The organism is Brevundimonas pishanensis (assembly GCF_022750635.1).
In the GTDB taxonomy this organism is placed as follows: domain Bacteria; phylum Pseudomonadota; class Alphaproteobacteria; order Caulobacterales; family Caulobacteraceae; genus Brevundimonas; species Brevundimonas pishanensis.
The window spans coordinates 35,487-49,587 of record NZ_JAJKBG010000005.1; the positions used below are offsets into that span (position 1 = coordinate 35,487).

Annotated in this window: 13 protein-coding genes and 2 tRNA genes; 7 read left to right on the forward strand and 8 right to left on the reverse strand. The window is 61.3% G+C overall.

Annotation, left to right across the window (positions count from 1 at the left end):
- Position 1 precedes the first annotated feature (1 nt).
- The 4 genes from LOX95_RS10460 to LOX95_RS10475 all read right to left on the reverse strand — a co-directional run bounded on the left by LOX95_RS10460 (position 2) and on the right by LOX95_RS10475 (position 1,840).
- Positions 2 to 778, reverse strand: coding sequence for an ImuA family protein (locus LOX95_RS10460; RefSeq protein WP_242914432.1), 777 nt, complete (start codon positions 776 to 778; stop codon positions 2 to 4).
- Positions 779 to 1,012: 234 nt separating this feature from the next.
- Positions 1,013 to 1,088: transfer RNA gene (locus LOX95_RS10465), tRNA-Ala, on the reverse strand.
- A gap of 90 nt (positions 1,089 to 1,178) precedes the next feature.
- Positions 1,179 to 1,254, reverse strand: a tRNA-Ala gene (locus LOX95_RS10470).
- A gap of 124 nt (positions 1,255 to 1,378) precedes the next feature.
- Positions 1,379 to 1,840: a TIGR02300 family protein gene (locus tag LOX95_RS10475; protein WP_242914433.1), complete on the reverse strand. Its 462-nt coding sequence runs from the start codon at positions 1,838 to 1,840 to the stop codon at positions 1,379 to 1,381.
- Between the two features lie 140 nt (positions 1,841 to 1,980).
- Here LOX95_RS10475 and aroA point away from each other — a divergent pair, with 140 nt between their 5' ends.
- From aroA to mscL, 5 genes are all read left to right on the forward strand, one after another.
- Entirely contained in the window at positions 1,981 to 3,297 is a 1,317-nt protein-coding gene (aroA, locus tag LOX95_RS10480) for a 3-phosphoshikimate 1-carboxyvinyltransferase (protein WP_242914434.1), read from the forward strand.
- A 652-nt stretch (positions 3,298 to 3,949) separates the two neighbouring features.
- Positions 3,950 to 4,600, forward strand: a complete 651-nt coding sequence (gene cmk / locus LOX95_RS10485; RefSeq protein WP_242914844.1) for a (d)CMP kinase — start codon at positions 3,950 to 3,952, stop codon at positions 4,598 to 4,600.
- 225 nt (positions 4,601 to 4,825) lie between these two features.
- Positions 4,826 to 6,523 carry a 30S ribosomal protein S1 gene (gene rpsA / locus LOX95_RS10490; protein ID WP_242914435.1) on the forward strand — a complete coding sequence of 566 codons (1,698 nt, stop codon included), beginning with the start codon at positions 4,826 to 4,828 and terminating at the stop codon, positions 6,521 to 6,523.
- Between the two features lie 238 nt (positions 6,524 to 6,761).
- On the forward strand, positions 6,762 to 7,052 hold the full coding sequence (locus tag LOX95_RS10495; protein ID WP_242914436.1) for an integration host factor subunit beta: 291 nt from the start codon (positions 6,762 to 6,764) through the stop codon (positions 7,050 to 7,052).
- 70 nt (positions 7,053 to 7,122) lie between these two features.
- The gene (gene mscL / locus LOX95_RS10500) at positions 7,123 to 7,530 is read left to right on the forward strand and encodes a large-conductance mechanosensitive channel protein MscL (RefSeq protein WP_242914437.1); all 408 of its coding nucleotides are present in this window, start codon (positions 7,123 to 7,125) and stop codon (positions 7,528 to 7,530) included.
- 92 nt (positions 7,531 to 7,622) lie between these two features.
- Here mscL and LOX95_RS10505 read toward each other — a convergent pair whose 3' ends face one another.
- Entirely contained in the window at positions 7,623 to 8,177 is a 555-nt protein-coding gene (locus LOX95_RS10505; RefSeq protein ID WP_242914846.1) for a 3D domain-containing protein, read from the reverse strand.
- Between the two features lie 418 nt (positions 8,178 to 8,595).
- On the opposite strand from LOX95_RS10505, the gene LOX95_RS10510 reads away from it, so the two are divergent.
- Positions 8,596 to 9,627: a phospholipase C/P1 nuclease family protein gene (locus LOX95_RS10510; protein ID WP_242914438.1), complete on the forward strand. Its 1,032-nt coding sequence runs from the start codon at positions 8,596 to 8,598 to the stop codon at positions 9,625 to 9,627.
- 73 nt (positions 9,628 to 9,700) lie between these two features.
- Positions 9,701 to 10,504, forward strand: coding sequence for an RNA methyltransferase (locus LOX95_RS10515; RefSeq protein ID WP_242914439.1), 804 nt, complete (start codon positions 9,701 to 9,703; stop codon positions 10,502 to 10,504).
- Between the two features lie 3 nt (positions 10,505 to 10,507).
- On the opposite strand, the gene LOX95_RS10520 is transcribed toward LOX95_RS10515, so the two are convergent.
- From LOX95_RS10520 to LOX95_RS10530, 3 genes are read right to left on the reverse strand one after another with little or no spacing between them, the layout of a single operon-like run.
- Positions 10,508 to 11,677 (reverse strand): patatin-like phospholipase family protein, encoded by a 1,170-nt coding sequence (locus LOX95_RS10520; RefSeq protein ID WP_242914440.1) that lies wholly within the window; start codon positions 11,675 to 11,677, stop codon positions 10,508 to 10,510.
- Between the two features lie 42 nt (positions 11,678 to 11,719).
- Positions 11,720 to 12,838 (reverse strand): acyl-CoA dehydrogenase family protein, encoded by a 1,119-nt coding sequence (locus tag LOX95_RS10525; RefSeq protein WP_242914441.1) that lies wholly within the window; start codon positions 12,836 to 12,838, stop codon positions 11,720 to 11,722.
- Positions 12,839 to 12,841: 3 nt separating this feature from the next.
- Entirely contained in the window at positions 12,842 to 14,035 is a 1,194-nt protein-coding gene (locus LOX95_RS10530; RefSeq protein WP_242914442.1) for an acyl-CoA dehydrogenase family protein, read from the reverse strand.
- Positions 14,036 to 14,101 lie beyond the last annotated feature (66 nt).

A 14,101-nucleotide genomic window follows, 5' to 3' on the forward strand; every position in this document is an offset into this window, starting at 1 on the left:
ATCAGGCCGCGCGGATGATTGCCGATCGGTCGGCAGGAACGGAAACCAGACGGCCAGATACCTGCGGCGTGACGAAGATCCGCCGTTCACCATCCCACTCCATGATCCATTCGCCCGCCACGGGGCCGTTTTGTTTGCGCAAAAGTTCGAGTTTGAAGGCAGGAAGACCGGGTGCTCCCGCCGAAAGCGGCTGTGCCGAGGACAATGTGGGCGACACCTTCCACCGGCTCTGCGCGGCGCTGGCACGGGGCTGGGCACCGGCGCGGGCAATGAAGGCAGGCCGCCCGCCCTCGCTGGCAGCAAGGTTCAGCCGTCGACTGGCGGTCAGGGTAAAGGCCGGATGCTCGCCCCAACTGCTCAGAATCACGGCACCAAAAGCCCCGCTGCGCAGCGCATCCTCACCCACCGCCAAAAGGGCCGTGGCGCTGGAGGCTTCGATCAGCAAAAGCTGTGACGGCTCCAGTCCCCAGCCCTGCAATCCCGGTCCATAGGGCAGGCCCGTCTCGCCATTGCGCCGCCCCTCAAACGCCCACAGGAACGGTCCCTTGGAGGCCCGCATCGCCATGCCTAGCGCCATGCCGTCAGCACACAGCACATCCCCGGCACTGGCATAAATTTCATGCACGGCCTCCAGCCCCAAAAGGCCTACGCGCTCGTCGAGCGACGGCATACCCACCCTAAAGCCGTCATTTTCCTTACCGCGGACCCGCACGCCCGCACCCGCCCCCTTCAGGGACAGCCGCTCGCGCAGGCGTTGGATTTCGACGGAGGACGACATGATCGGGCGGTACGAAATGTTCTCTAAATGTTCTCATTCCTATACCGCCGCACGGGGGAGGCGAGTCAAGCACTGCGCAAGGGAAGTGACTGGGTCTGTCAGGAGGAAATTGCGTGCAGACTACAGATTCCGCTCGGGGAATCCCGTTTCGAAAAAGACTCGAATTTCAAAAGATTGAAGGATCTTTGATCCAAAAATGGAAAACCCCTCGTCGCGGTAACGATGAGGGGTTCATGGTGGAGCTTAGCGGGGTCGAACCGCTGACCTCTTGCATGCCATGCAAGCGCTCTACCAACTGAGCTAAAGCCCCGGACCTTTAGGGTCTGGATGGAGGAACCTTGGCAAAAAGGTGCTTCCATAAAATGGAAAACCCCTCGCCGCGTTAGCGACGAGGGGTTCATGGTGGAGCTTAGCGGGGTCGAACCGCTGACCTCTTGCATGCCATGCAAGCGCTCTACCAACTGAGCTAAAGCCCCAAACCTTTCGGTCGGTCCCGACGGTGCCTGTGGCCCCGTTGAGGTGGCGGAAACTAGGGAGTTCCGACCGGAAGGTCAAGCGGTTCTGAAAACTTTTTTCCGCTTAGTTTTCAGAACCTTGTTTTTACTCGTCGTCGAGCGAAGGCTTGGTCAGTTCGTCGTCCAGACCGTCGTCGTCTTCGTCTTCGATGAACGGCACAGAGTCGTCATCATCGTCGAGGACATCGTCGTCATCGCCGTCGGTGGTGCCGAGGCCAGCGTCATCGCCGGTCGGGTCGGCATCGTCGTCGTCGTCCGGCGTCAGGATCGGTTCGTGACCTTCCTGATCGATTTCCGGAGTGGACGCTTCGATGTCCTCTTCCTCTTCTTCATCACCGTCGACCGACTTGTCGGCGACTTGATCTTCGTTGTCTTCGTCGGCGGCATAACCGGCACCGCGACGGACACGGCGGCTCTTCAGAGCCTCTTCCATCGGGTCGAACTCGGTTTCGCACTTCGGGCAGCGTGCCGGGCGACGGTTCAGGTCGTAGAATTTGGCCTGGCAGTTCGGGCAGAGCTGCTTTTGGCCCAGTTCGGGATTAGCCACGGAATAAACCTTCGGCGGGAGTTGAGTTGATACTCGGGAAATCGGGCGGCTCCCTTGCCACCCGAAACGGCCACTGTCAAAAGCCTTATGTGACGCGACTGCGTCCTGTTTTCCAGATATTATCGGAGCCAAGTAGCCGGGTGACGACTTCTCAGACGTTTATTGCCTCTCCATCTGGCCCTCTTCAGGGTGTGGTCAAGGCCCCCGGTGACAAGTCAATCTCCCATAGAAGTCTGATCTTTGGCGGTCTTGCCGAGGGTGTGACAGAGATTGATGGGCTGCTGGAAGGCGAAGATATTTTGGCGACCGGACGGGCTATGTCCTCGCTCGGCGCGACGGTCGAAAAACTTGACCAAGGTCGATGGAAAGTGATCGGCAAGGGCCGATTGCAGTCCCCGCAAGACCTGATCGACTGTGGAAACGCCGGAACGGGCGTGCGCCTGCTGATGGGGGCAGTGGCGGGTTATCCCATCACCGCGACCTTTGATGGCGACGTCTCGCTGCGCAAACGCCCGATGAAGCGCGTGACCGGTCCGCTGGCTCAGATGGGGGCAAGATTCGATTGGAAGGCGGACGAGGATCGCGTTCCGGTGGCTGTCAACGGCGGTGAACTGGTTGCCATCGACTATACCCAGAGCGTCGCATCGGCCCAGGTCAAATCGGCCATCCTGCTGGCGGCATTGAACGCGCAGGGGACAACGCGCGTGACAGAACCCGAAAAGAGCCGTGACCATACCGAGCGTATGCTGACGGCCTTCGGGGCCAAGGTGGATGTTCAGGAAGTCGGCGAAGGCTGGATCATTTCGCTGGAAGGCGGGCAGCCGTTGCGGGGCACCAAGGTGTCTGTGCCGGGTGATCCGTCATCGGCAGCCTTCCCGCTGGCGGCAGCGCTGATCGTTCCAGGTTCAGAAGTGACGGTCGAGGGCGTGATGCTCAACCCGCTGCGAACCGGCCTGTTCGACACCTGGATCGAAATGGGTGCGGACCTGACGATTTCGAACCGCCGGACCTCGGGTGGTGAAGAGATTGGCGACATCACGGCCCGTTATTCCAAGCTCAAGGGCGTCGTCGTGCCGGAAATGCGCGCCGCCGCCATGATCGATGAGTATCCCATCCTTGCCGCCACCGCCGCCTTTGCCGAGGGCCAGACCGTCATGCGTGGCATCGGCGAGATGCGCGTGAAGGAAAGCGACCGCATCGCCCTGATGACGGCAGGCCTTAAGGCTTGCGGCGTCGAGGTCGAGGAAGAGCCTGAAGGCTTCATCGTCACCGGTGGTCCGGTAAAGGGTGGGGCGACGGTTGAAACCGCCCACGATCACCGCATCGCCATGAGCCATCTGGTGCTGGGTCTGGCTGCGGAGGCTCCGGTGTCAGTGCTGGACCCTGAGATGATCGCCACTTCCTTCCCCGGTTTCGTCACCCTGATGAACGGGCTGGGCGCGAAGATCGGCGTATGAAGACACGCCGCAGAGTTCCGTCATCCAGAGAGGGTTTAGGGCTAGGAGCAGTATTCTGCGGTGTGGCGCTTCTATTATGGTGCGTTGGGTCTTGGATTGATCTTAGGGATGGCAAGACTTGGCACTACACTAAGGCTCGTTATGCCTCAGTGCATGACGAGCGGGGCCGGTATGTCGGCGGCATGTACGTTTACCCCATAGACGCTCTATCGAATTCGAGAGGTTTCAAGATGGTCGTAGTCTATCGAGGCGTAATGCCCGCGATTTTCTTAGGGACCTTCTTCATCGTCTTGGGTTTGGGCTGGGCTGTTCAGAGAGGAATGCACTCTCGACCTGATACCAACCGCCTCTAGCAATGAGACGGATCCTTGAAGAATGATCCGTCGGCCAAAAGCGCTTCGGTTACATGTTCAGAATGCGCTGGCGGTTGTCTTTTTGACGTGGCTGTCGTGGGCCTCTGTACATGGACTTTGGAAGGTCTTGTCTACCGGCACCATCAAGGGGCGGCGCGGTCCAGACATCAACGTTAGCGAGAACCCTCTTGTCTTTTGGGGCTTAAGCGGCTTTTTCGGGCTCGGAACCATCCTAGTCGGCGGTGTGGCAGTGTTTTATCTGTGGATCGCCGTTCGTAACATCTCCAGAAAGTAGACCTCTGTCCCAGTCTCTCGTCATTGCCGTTGATGGACCCGCTGCTTCCGGCAAGGGCACCATCGCCTCGCGTCTGGCCGCTCATTTTGGCCTGCCGTACCTCGATACGGGACTGCTTTACCGTGCCGTGGGTATGGGCGTGCTGGCGCAAGGTGGCGATCTGGATGACGAGGCGGTTGCTGCGGCTGTGGCGGGTGCGCTGGACCCGTCGGGTCTGTCCGACGATGCCAGCCTGACCACGGGCGAAGCCGGTGAGGCCGCCAGCCGCGTGGCCAGCCATCCGGCGGTGCGCGCGGCCCTGTTGAAGCTTCAGCGCGATTTTGCCGCTCAAGCGGGCGGGGCAGTGCTGGACGGTCGTGACATCGGCACCGTGATTGTGCCGGATGCGCCAGCGAAACTGTTTGTGACAGCCTCTGCCGAAGTGCGCGCCGAGCGTCGTTGGAAACAGTTGACGGCGCGGGGTATCGAAATTTCCTACGAGGATATGCTGGCCGATATCCGCAAACGCGACGCCCGCGATGCCGGTCGCGATTCCGCGCCGATGGTCCAAGCGGACGACGCTATCTTGCTGGATACGACCGATATGGGTATAGAAGCGGCCTTCGATGCGGCCCGCCGCATTGTCGAGACAGCGCGAGCCAAGCACGGTCTCTGATCATCAAGGTCCGGATGTCCAGGATATCCCCGCCCGATCAGACCCATCGTCCTTAGTAATTTCAACGCACTGATCCTCGGCAGCCGTGGGCGTTACGGGTTTGATTCAAGCCGCCTAGGCGTGCGCCCCGTATCGTCCAACCTTCCGAAAACCGAATTCACCCCCTTCGCGTTCAGCTGCGTGCAGCCAGACGCAAAGACCCTTCCCATCAACCCCAAGAGTCATATGACCGAAACCTTTAACCCCACCCGCGATGATTTCGCCGCTCTGCTCGACGAACAACTGCAAGGCCGCGACCTTGGCGAAGGCCAAGTCGTTCACGGTCGCGTTGTCGGCATCGAAAAAGACATCGTCATCATCGACGTCGGCCTGAAGACCGAAGGCCGTATCGCCATGCGCGAATTCGGCCAAGGCGAAGGCGCTGTCCTGCCGAAGGTCGGCGACAACGTCGAAGTTTACCTGGAGCGCGTCGAGAACGCGATGGGTGAAGCCGTCATCAGCCGCGACAAAGCCCGTCGTGAAGAAGCCTGGACCCGTCTGGAAGCTGTCTTCGCTGAAGGCCAGCCGGTCAACGGTGCTATCGTCGGCCGCGTCAAGGGTGGTTTCACTGTTGATCTGGGCGGTGCTTCGGCCTTCCTGCCGGGTTCGCAAGTCGACATCCGTCCGGTTCGCGACGTCACCCCGCTGATGGGCAAAGAACAACCGTTCGCCATCCTGAAGATGGACCGTCCGCGCGGCAACATCGTTGTCTCGCGTCGTGCGATCCTGGAAGAAGCCCGCGCTGAACAGCGCACCGAACTGGTCGGCCAACTGGCCGAGGGTGAAATCCGCGAAGGCGTCGTCAAGAACATCACCGACTACGGTGCGTTCGTTGACCTGGGCGGTATCGACGGCCTGCTGCACGTCACCGACATGTCGTGGAAGCGCGTGTCGCACCCGTCGCAAGTTCTGGCTGTTGGCGACACCGTCAAGGTTCAGATCGTCAAGATCAACCCGGACACCCAACGTATCTCGCTGGGCATGAAGCAGCTGCAGTCGGATCCGTGGGATGGTGTTGAAGCCAAGTACCCGGTCGGTGCCAAGTACACCGGTCGCATCACCAACATCACTGACTACGGCGCATTCGTTGAGCTGGAAGCCGGTGTTGAAGGTCTGGTCCACGTTTCGGAAATGTCCTGGACCAAGAAGAACGTCCACCCGGGCAAGATCGTCTCCACCTCGCAAGAAGTGGACGTCATCGTTCTGGACGTCGACAGCGCCAAGCGCCGTATCTCGCTGGGCCTGAAGCAAGCTCAAGCCAACCCGTGGGAAGCCTTCGTTGAAGCTCACCCGATCGGCTCGACCGTTGAAGGTGAAGTGAAGAACGCCACCGAGTTCGGCCTGTTCATCGGCCTGGACAACGACATCGACGGCATGGTCCACCTGTCGGACCTGGACTGGAACGTGTCGGGCGAAGAAGCCATCCAACGCTACCGTAAGGGCGAGGTCATCAAGGCCAAGGTCCTCGACGTTGACGTTGAGAAGGAACGCGTCTCGCTGGGCGTCAAGCAACTGGGTGCTGACCCGATGGAAGGCGACGTCTACAAGCGTGGCCAACAAATCACCGTCACCGTTTCGGCAATCGAAACCGGCGGCATCGAAGTCAAGTTCGGTGAAGAAGACGCTCTGGTCACCGCCTTCATCCGCAAGTCGGACCTGTCGCGCGACCGTAACGAGCAACGTCCGGAACGCTTCAACGTCGGCGATCGTATCGACGCCATGATCACCACCGTCGACAAGGCTACCCGCCGCGTTTCGGTGTCGGTCAAGGCACTCGAAATGAAGGACGAACAAGAAGCTATCGAGCAGTTCGGTTCGTCGGACTCGGGCGCTTCGCTCGGCGACATCCTGGGCGCCGCTCTGAAGAACGCTTCGAAGGACTAATCCTTCGAAATGCAGCCTGAGCCGTAGCGCCTAGGCGCTATGACAAGGGATGAAGGGTGACCGGAGCGATCCGGTCACCCTTTTTCTTTGCCTGCCGCGGAAAAGGGTAATTCAGAGGTTAATCGCCGAAAATCGTTATGCGAGATGCTTTTTACCCCTTTCTTCCAAGGGCATCAGGTGTTTAGGTGTCATTCCGATGATGGCGATAACGCCGAAGAAGCACGGGCGGGGGCCTTGAATGATCAAGTCCGAACTGATCGAAAAGCTTGCAGCGGAAAACCTGCACCTCACACATGCGGAGGTCGAGCGGGTGGTTAATGTAATCCTTGGCCAGATGACGAATGCGCTCTCCGACGGTGGTCGTGTAGAGCTTCGCGGCTTCGGTGCCTTCTCGGTTCGCAGCCGCCCTGCACGATCGGGCCGCAATCCCCGCACGGGTGAAACCGTCGAAGTTCCGGCCAAGGCCGTGCCCTTTTTCAAGAGCGGCAAGGAACTTAGGCTGCGCCTCAACGCTTCTGGGGACGCCTGATTTCCTTTAGGAAGTCCGGTGATTATCTTTAGGCGCGGCGATAGCCGTGTCTGACCCTAAGGAGAGCCCCATGAGCCTGGGTGGCGAATTCAAAGAATTTATTGCGCGCGGTAACGTCGTCGACCTGGCGGTCGGCGTGATCATCGGCGGCGCATTCGGGAAGATCGTCACCAGCTTGGTGGATCAGATTGTGATGCCGCCGATTGGCTGGCTGATCGGTGGCGTGGATTTCGCCAACCTCAAATACACCCTTCCGGTAAGCCCGTTGAATCCGACCGGTGAGCCGGCGGTGATTGAATACGGTGCCTTCATCAACACCTGCATCCAGTTCCTCATCGTGGCCTTCGTGATCTTCATGATGGTGAAGATGGTCAACAAACTGCGCCGCGAGCAGGCGGCAGAGCCGGAAGCCACTGCGCCCACGCCGACGGAGGCCCTGCTGGTCGAGATCCGCGACGAGCTGAAAAGGCGTCCATAAGGCGCGACTGGCCTTTCAGACATGAAAACGGCCACCGGAGGGATCCGGTGGCCGTTTTTCATTATCTGCCGTCTCTCAAGCGGGGAGGGCGCTTATTTGGAGGCGTTTTCCCAAGCGGGCGGACAACCGTCGAAGTCGCCTGCGTCAACTACAGTCAGCGTCTTCATGTTGAAAGGCATCGCCGGACGCATCGATTGGCGGCCGTGACCGGTGTAAAGGTCGATCTTGTTGCCACGGATCGCGCCACCGGTATCGGATGCGTACCAGTAACCGTCATGGACCGAGCCGTCCGGCATGCGCAGGCCGACCGTTTCACGAATAAACAGGCGGGTGCGGCGCGGGATAACGCGCGGGTCGGTTGCTACGGTGCGCATGGCGACCGGACGGCATCCCAGAGAATCGTTGCCGGTCGCTCCACCACCACCTGCATGATACAGGCGGATCGAGGCGCGCCAGTCGGGATCGGCTTCCATGTGGGTCTTTTGCTCGTCGGTCAGTGCAACTGCGACGGCGTCGGTTCCCGCTTCTGCGGCGGCTTCAACGATAGCGGCGTCTTGGGCGACGACAGCTTCGTATGGGACAGGTTCACTCGTACCGGCGAACGACATGGCCCAAAGGGCAGCCAGAGCGGCAACCGCATTTAACATGGAGGCATCATTTGGCAGCACCGACACCATTACCCCGTCGGCAGCGAGGCTTTTGACGGCAAATTGTGGCAAAATAGTGTTAGTTGAGATTAGCCATCGGTCGCATATGGATGAGGGCGGAATTGCGACAGCAACACTTGCAGTTGAGATAGCAAACCAGACCTGTTCGAATGCAGTATTCGTCGTATATGCTCATCTTACACTCAACGTTATGACGCAGATTTAATCAGATAACGGGTTCATGAAACCTTTATTTGCAAGATTTTCATTCGTAAACGGCATTGATCTGTGCATACAGATTTCTTTAACCGGCGCGGATGGCGCCATTCCCCGTTCGTCAAACGGCGGAGCAGTGGCGGTAGGGCGATGAATGGAGTAGATCGGCACACGATTTCACCCTTTCCACCGGGAAAACGCCATGAAGCGATCCGCCAAACGTCTGATGATCTCCGCCGCCGCCTTTGCGCTGCTGGCGATTCCGGCCTCTCAGGTCATTGCATGGGGCGCATCGGGTCACCGCGTGATCGGTGTGATCGGCATGCAAACCCTGCCCGACACCTTGCCGGGCTTCCTGCGTACGCCGGGCGCGGCATCGGACGTCGGTGAGTATTCCCGCGAACCGGACCGCTGGAAGGGTGGCGGCCAGCCGCATGATCGCGAGCGCGACACCGCCCACTTCATCGACATGGACGATGAAGGCCGTGTGATGGACGAGCGCGGCATGCTTCTGGCCGATATGCCGCGCCTGAAGTCCGAATATGACGCGGCCCTGACCCGTGCCGGCCTGGATGTCGATGATGCCGGCTATCTGCACTACGCCATCATTGATGCATGGCAGAACCTCGAGCGTGATTTTGCCTACTGGCGCGTGCTGAATGCCGCCGAGGCACGAGAGACCGATCTGGCCAAGCGCGAATGGTACCGCGCGGACCGCCTGCGCCGCGAGCAGCTTATCCTGCGCGATATCGGCCAGCTCAGCCACTATCTGGGCGATGCATCCCAGCCGCACCACACGACCATCCACTTCAATGGTTGGGCGGGTAAGACCAATCCTGAAGGCTTCACCAACTCGCGCCGCACCCACGGCACCTTCGAGGGGGCTTATGCGGCTCGCACCCTGAATCCGGTCACGGTCAAGTCGGCTATGTCTCCGCTGAACGTCGAGGGCTTTGATGTGAAGAGCCGCACGGTATCCTTCCTGAACACCACCCTCGGCACGGTCATCCCCTTCTACCGTCTGGAGAAGGCCGGTGCGTTCCGCGATGCCGATCCGCGCGGTGCCGAGTTCCTGAACCAGCGTCTGTCGGCCGGTGCCGAACAGCTGCGCGACTTTACCGTCGCGGCCTGGAACGCCTCGGGCACATCGTCGGTTGGCTGGCCGGCTGTGAAGGTGGCCGAGGTCGAAGCGGGCTCGGTCGATCCGTGGATGTCCATGGTCGGCGAGGACTAAAAACTTACCGCTATTGGTCGCAATGGGCCGCTCCGCCTTCGCAGGGGCGGCCTTCGCGTTTAAAGAGGCCGCCATGAGCGATACTGCACCCCGCGAACTTACCCCTCCCGTCGTCATCCTCGACCGTTCCCAGCTGGCCGACAACATCGGCTCGGTGGCCCGTGTCATGGCGAACTTCGGCCTGTCGGAACTGCGCCTTGTCAGTCCACGTGACGGCTGGCCACAGGAGCGTGCCTGGGCCACGGCATCGGGGGCAGACTGGGTGCTGGAAGGCATCAAGGTGTTCGATACGGTGGCGGACGCCATCCACGACCTGAACATTGTCTTCGCCACGACGGCGCGGCCGCGCGAGACGCGCCAGCCGGTGCGCACTCCGCGTGAAAGCGCGCGCATCCTCTATGACGAAACGGCATCGGGTCTGAAGTGCGGCTTGCTGTTTGGTGGGGAACGTTCGGGATTGGAGACCGGCGACATTGCGCTGTGTGCGGGTATCACCACCATTCCGATCGATCCGCGCCACCAGTCGCTTAATCTGGCTCAGGCCGTAGCGATCAATGCCTATGAGTGGCGCACGACGGTGATGGATGCTCCTCCGCCCAGCTTCCGCGAACAGGAAGGCCCTGCATCCGGCGATTTACTGATGGGTATGTACGAGCATCTGGAAGCAGAGCTCGACAATGGTGGCTTCTTCCACCCGCCCGAGAAGAAACGCTCCATGAGCCAGAATCTGCGCGTCATGCTGGGCCGCGCCCAGTTCAGCGAGCAGGAAGTGGCGACCTTCCGCGGCGTGATCCATGCGCTGGCGCAGGGTCGTGGCCGCGTACTGGCGAAGATGGCCGCCAAGGCTGTTGCCGAGGCCTCTAAGAAGGAAGGCTGACGCCTAGCGGAAGCTGGGCAGGTTGAGCGCTTCGGCGAGGCGCTCCAGCCCCGTGGTCGGCACCTCGGTCGACCATAGCTCGCCCGATATGGCTCGCTTGCGGCCTTCGTTGAACAGAGCCTCCATCGCCGCTGTGTCAAAGTTCAGCAGATTGCTGGCACGGATCTCGTTGGGGATGGATGCGGTCTTGAGCGGAATGCCTTGCGCCGCGCACAGGGTGGTCGCGGTAATCAGCGACTGACGATAGGAAAACCGCAGCATGGCCTCGAAGCTGCGCGTCATCACGGCGGGCAGGTTCGGGGCGACAGGGCGTGGCTGCGGGTCCAGCATGGTGTTGACGATCACATGCACCCGCCCGCCCTTCAGCCGCCTGCCCAGCTTGTTCCAGCGCAACAGGCCGTCAGGCATAATGAAGAGCGGAGCCGAGACACCGCCATCGACATGCATTTCCTCAAAGGTGCAGCCGTCATATTCGGTGGTGATCCGGTGCGGACTGAAGATGCCCGGCAGGCTGGCCGAGGCCACCAGCACCTCACGGAACAGGTTCAGCGCCTTGTCGCCACCATGGCTGGCAATCGCGCCCATATCCCAGATGCAGCAGGCCTGATGGTCAAGGTCGGTGGTCGCCACCAACAGGCGTCGCCCGCGGGCATGCTGTTCGGCAATGGCTGCGATCAGGTCGGCATCGACAAAGGGTTCGATGAGGCTGTGAAGGGCATCCGATTTCAGCAAGCCGCCGCTGAACATCGGGGCCAGACGACGCGGGCTTAGCAACTGCCGTGCATGGCCGCCGGTGTAGGCGTCCTTCAGCTTGGCATCCCATTGCGGACCCAGAAAGGCGAGTGGGGCGATCAAGGCTCCGGTACTGACGCCGGTGACCAATGCGAACTCCGGTCGTGTGCCGGTTTCGGTCCAGCCGGTCATAGCTCCTGCGCCATAGGCCCCGCCTGCCGCGCCGCCGGACAGGGCCAGAATGTCGAACCGCCCCGACGTCCAGCCCGAGCGGGGCAGGGAAAGTCTGTCCGCAGCCGTCGCCAGCGAGGCTTCCGCCGCCGATACCGTCAGCCGGATGTCCTTGAACCCCTTCACCTCGGCATGGGCAACAGGGGCGCAGGGCAGGCGACGCCCGCGACGCGCACGAGCAGGCTGGGAAGGCTGCGGCAAATCACTCATGCCGACAGCCTTGCCCAGCCGTCCCGCGCTTAGCAAGTGCGCTTAATAACCGCGTGCGGTGGCCAGACGGTTCAGGTGATAGTGGCTGTCCCCAAGCGTCTCGTTCAGCACGCGGACCCGTTTCATGAACAGGCCGATGTCGAACTCGTCCGTCATGCCGACGCCCCCGTGCATCTGTACGCCTTCCTGCACCGCCAGTTCGGCGACGCGGCCGGCCTTGGCCTTGGCGATGGAGGTGGAGAGGTCAGCACCCCCCTTGCCTTCGTCGACGGCCTGGAGCGCCCCCAGCGTCGCCGCCTTGGTCAGTTCCAGTTCGGTATACAGGTGGGCGGCGCGGTGCTGCAGGGCTTGAAACTCGCCGATCAGCTTGCCGAACTGCTGGCGGGTTTTCAGGTATTCAACGGTGATGTGGAAGGCTTGGTCGCCTGCGCCATTCAAACTGGCCGCCGTGACGGCGCGGCCCAGCGATAGCGCCTTGTCGAGCGCTGCCTGTCCGCCCCCGACCTCGCCCAGTAGGGCATCGGCATCGACCTCGACGTTGGACAGGGTGATGCGGGCGGCGTTGTGGGCATCGACCATGACGGTGCGCTCGACCTTTACGCCCACCGTCTTCGGGTTGATCAGAAACAGGCTGAGGCCGTCATCGCCTTGGGCGGCGACGATCAGGGAATCGGCGATATGGCCGTCCAGAACCATAGCCTTGGCCCCGTCCAGCTTGAAGCCGTTGCCGCTGCGCTCATAGCGGGTGGTGGACTTGTGCGGGGCGTGTTTGGGGCCCTCATCGACGGCTAGCGAGACGATGGCCTCGCCCGCAGCAATCTTGGATAGCCAGAACTGCTGATCAGTGTTGCCCACCTCCTTCAACACCGTGGCCGACAGGACCGACGAGCCGAGGAAGGGCGAGGGCGTAAGGGTGCGGCCAAGGCTTTCGGCGATCACGCCCGCCTCGACGGCGCCAAGGCCCGAGCCGCCATGTTCCTCGCCAATGATCACACCGGCAAAGCCCATCTCGCCAAAGGCCCGCCACAGATCGCGCGAGACGCCATCGGCATCACGGCTGTCGCGCAACTGGCGCAAGTGTTTGATAGGCGCGTTCTCGCTCAGGAAGCCGTGCACGGCATCTTTCAGCATCACCTGCTCTTCAGTCAGGATCAAAGGCATGGCTTAAGCTCCCGGCAGGTTCAGCAGGTGTTTGGCGATGATATTGAGCTGGACCTCGGTGGTCCCGCCCTCGATGGAGTTGGCCTTGGTACGCAGCCAGTTGCGGGCGGTGTCGCCATCATGTGAACGCTCGCCCTCCCACTCCAGCGCGTCATAGCCCCCTGCTGACATAAGCAGTTCAAAACGGCGCTTGTTCAGTTCCGAGCCATAGTATTTCAACACGGACGCCAGCGCCGGATGCGCCTGTCCGGCCTTCATACGGTCCACGGCGCTGTCCATCGCCAGCCTGAAGGCCGCGCCGTCCAGCTCCCATTCGGCGATGCGGGCGCGCAGCATGGGGTCATCCAGATGGCCCTGCTCGTCGGTGCCGATGCTATCGCGGGCAACCTCGCCCAGAGGGCGGCCCATGCCTTCGCCCATAGCGCCGATCATGGTGCGCTCGTGCGCCAGCAGATATTTGGCGACGTCCCAGCCACGGTTCAGTTCGCCCACGAGATTGGCTTTCTCGACGCGCACATTGTCGAAGAAGGTCTCGCAGAAAGGCGACTTGCCGGAGATGAGGGTGATGGGGCGGGTGGAGACGCCCGGCGTTTCCATGTCGAACAGCACAAAACTGATGCCGCGATGTTTGTTCGTCGGGTCGGTGCGGACGAGGCAGAAGATCCAGTCGGCCTTGTCAGCGTAGGAGGTCCAAATCTTCTGGCCGTTGACGATCCAGTGGTCGCCCCCATTATCTGGAGAAGGATCCTCGGCACGGGTTTGCAGCGAGGCGAGGTCGGAGCCCGAGCCCGGCTCGGAATAGCCCTGGCACCAGCGGATTTCGCCGCGCACAATCTGCGGCAGGAAATGCTTCTTCTGCTCTTCGGTGCCGAACGCCAGAAGCGCAGGGCCGAGCATCCAGATGCCGAAGCTGTTCAGCGCAGGCTGCGCCTTGATACGGCGCAGTTCGCTGGAGAGCACCTTGGCTTCGGCGCGCGACAGGCCGCCACCGCCGTATTCGGCCGGCCATTCCGGCGCGGTCCAGCCGCGCGATCCCATCCGCTCCATCCAGAGCTTGTGGGCGGGCGTCTTGAAGGTGGCCTTCCGGCCACCCCAAATCATATCGTTTTCGGATTCAATCGGCCCGCGCACTTCGGGCGGACAGTTTTCTTCCAGCCAGCTCCGCACCTCGGCGCGGAACGCTTCCAGATCGCTCATCGTGGTCGTTTCCCCTTGTTGGCGGCCTCTGGCGGGCCACCTTCGGGAACGACGTTATCACATGCG